The organism is Chryseobacterium sp. (genome assembly GCF_022712095.1).
Classification (GTDB): domain Bacteria; phylum Bacteroidota; class Bacteroidia; order Flavobacteriales; family Weeksellaceae; genus Chryseobacterium.
Window position 1 is genome coordinate 1 of record NZ_JALAHD010000224.1, and the last position, 2,883, is coordinate 2,883.

At 31.7% G+C, this 2,883-nt stretch carries 3 protein-coding genes; 1 reads left to right on the forward strand and 2 read right to left on the reverse strand.

The features are described 5' to 3' along the window. A partial coding sequence (locus Q0A18_RS11845; RefSeq protein ID WP_292010357.1) for a glycosyltransferase family 2 protein occupies positions 1-730 on the reverse strand: 730 nt, incomplete at its 3' end. Between the two features lie 6 nt (positions 731-736). Beyond that, entirely contained in the window at positions 737-1,807 is a 1,071-nt protein-coding gene (locus Q0A18_RS11850; RefSeq protein ID WP_292010358.1) for a formimidoylglutamase, read from the reverse strand. A 214-nt stretch (positions 1,808-2,021) separates the two neighbouring features. On the opposite strand from Q0A18_RS11850, the gene Q0A18_RS11855 reads away from it, so the two are divergent. Next, positions 2,022-2,883: retropepsin-like aspartic protease (locus Q0A18_RS11855; RefSeq protein WP_292010359.1), on the forward strand; the 862-nt coding region annotated here is incomplete at its 3' end.

Below are 2,883 nucleotides of genomic sequence, written 5' to 3' on the forward strand. Positions count from 1 at the left end.
AATATTGAGATTTTTCAAAAACTTCTTCCACATCTTTTACCGCTTTTAAAATATCCAGTCCTTTTTCGGTATGTGTTTTCGTAATAGAATCTGTTCTTTCGAGATATTGATAATGAAAGTTTTGGGTTTGTGCAAGTACTTCACATTCCAATAAAAGCTGAGGGATAAGCTGTATATCTTCAAAATGCACTCCTTTTTTAAATTTTTTATGCTCAAACAGCTCTTTTTTGAATAATTTATTACACGCGAAATAGCTTAGATCAGAAAATATGGAAAAGTATTTTTCTAATTCTATTTTTTCCGGCATATTAGGGATCTGAGTAAGTTTTTGAGTCACATTTCCATGTTCATCCACTTTCTGGATATTACATATCACCATTTTAGCCTGATGTTTTTCTGCCAATGATAACATTTCCTCAAACATTGTTTCTGTAACATAATCGTCACTATCTACAAATCCCAGATAATCTCCTTTTGATTTTTCTATTCCAAAATTTCTGGCATCACTCAATCCTCCATTGGACTTTGTAAATGCTTTTATCTTTTCTGGATATTGTTCTGCATATCTCTGAATAATTATTTCAGAATTATCTTTACTCCCATCATTTACCACTACAATTTCAATATTCTGAAGCGTCTGCTTAACCAACGAATCAAGACATTTTTCTAAATAATTTTCAACATTGTAAACAGGAACAATAACAGAAACTTTTATGGGAACAGTTTTCATCATATTTTATATTTTCATCAGTCGTGGATTCAGCCATCCTTTTTTTGCTTCGTCGAAATCTTTCCGTGAACATGGAATACAATTATCTATACTCTCATCATCTCCGAAAAACCATAAATTACTGAAGACATCGCGCTTAAATGCATATTGCTTATCATCAATCAATACATAAAATATTTCATAATGCTTTTCTTTAGGATGTGAACGCTGAATATTGATTCCCTCCATCAAATACCACAGCATTTGAGCTAATAGCTGATGGTTCAATTGATTATCTGAATAAATGTTATAATTAAAAATACCTACAGATTTCAGATTGTCACTCAAACCTATTTCTTTCATATAAGCACAGATTTCTCTTTTATTCAATCCATTAACCTGTGGATTCATTGAAAATGGTTCATTGAAACTTTCAACTGCATCACAGTTCACTGTAACCAGATCTGCTTTTCTAAAAAAAGGCTCTGTTTTCTCAGTAGAATTCATCATTTCTGCCAATCGTATAATATCAAACTGTACTTCTTTAATCAACCTTACAGAATCAGCCTCATTAAGATGTTTCTGATATCCTAAATGATGATAGTTTTTAATGGACAGGTTTTTAGACCCTAAAATTTTACTTAAAAAAGTCTGTTCATTTATTAACTCTCCTTGTTTTAAGGAAATGACGTTGCTGATTTGAGTATAATTAATATTCTTCTGATGAAAATTAAGGGCCGAAAATAATGAGAATGCAAAATCATTAGAACCTCCGACAATTACCGGAATTGCATTTTTATAATGGCATGCAGATAAAATTTCCTGCAAAATGTAATGAGAGTCTTCCACAGATTTTCCGGAGACCAAATCTCCCAAATCTATTACAGGGATTTCGAAGTCTAACTGGGAAAGTTTATAGAATTCCTTCCTTACCCCAGTAAAATCCTGTACTTTCGCATCACCACCTGCACCTCTGTAATCAGAAACAAAAAGAAGCACAATACCATCCTCCTTTATATCCTTAGAAATTTCATTCCCTATCTGCCAGCTTTCCGTTTTAAAACTTCTCGGTGAAATGATAAAATCTTCAAAATTCATATTTAAATTCAATATAAACCCAAAAATATTAAAATAAAATTACTTAATAACTACCCAAAACTGAGAAACAAATTAATATTAACACTCATTATACCTCGCCTTATTTCAAGTCCGCGTATTAAACTATACTTCAACGACTTACAAAAGCATCAAATTGGTCTATTTTTTGCGTAATACAAATCCCAACTTAAACAAAATAAAAAACACAAACAAAATGAAACACCTCTCATTTATCTTTTTCCTATTTTTCAGTCTTTATTGGGGACAAAACACAAAGAGCCAAAACAGTTCTAGCAAAAGTACTACTATACCTTTTGTTATCAGTGACGGGGTTATTTTTCTGAAAGGAGAAATCAACGGTATCGGAGCCAATATAGTTTGGGATAATGGGTTTTCATACTGCGGAATAGATAAAAGCTTTTCCAAAAAACTCGGTTTAGAACCAAATAAAGTAAAAAAAGCAATGGATGGCACCGGCGAAATAATAGGTATAGGTTTTACTACAATACCTTCATTTAAATTCGGCACTATAGAAAAATCAAAAGTTAAAGGAATTATTTTTGATTCATCTGTCATTCCTACTGATTCAAAAATTGATGCTATAATCGGAGCTGAACTTATCAATCAATATATCTGGGATTTTAATTTTGACAATAATCTATTGACTGTTTCAAAAAAACCATCCCAAAAAGAATTCGTTCAGGAGTTCCCCTTTGTGATAGGCAAAGACCATATTCATTTTATACCTATTGAACTTGGAAATAAAAAAGTATATATCCATTCAGATTTCGGTTCAAATTCTCAATTCTTAGAAGTAAGTCCCCACTTTGCCCAACTTATATTTGACAAAAATATACCCAAGCTAACACTTGAAGGTGGAATTTATATAAGTGTATCAGGAAAAAATAATAACAATGATGTTTCTTATTTGCTCAAAAACAGCTATGGCTTTGCTACCCCTACAGCAGAACTTTCACCTGATTTTACTCCTTTTGTGCACATAACAGACCATATAAATGAGGATGCCGTATTAGGAAACAATTTTTTCATAAATTTAGGAAATCTTGTTATAGATC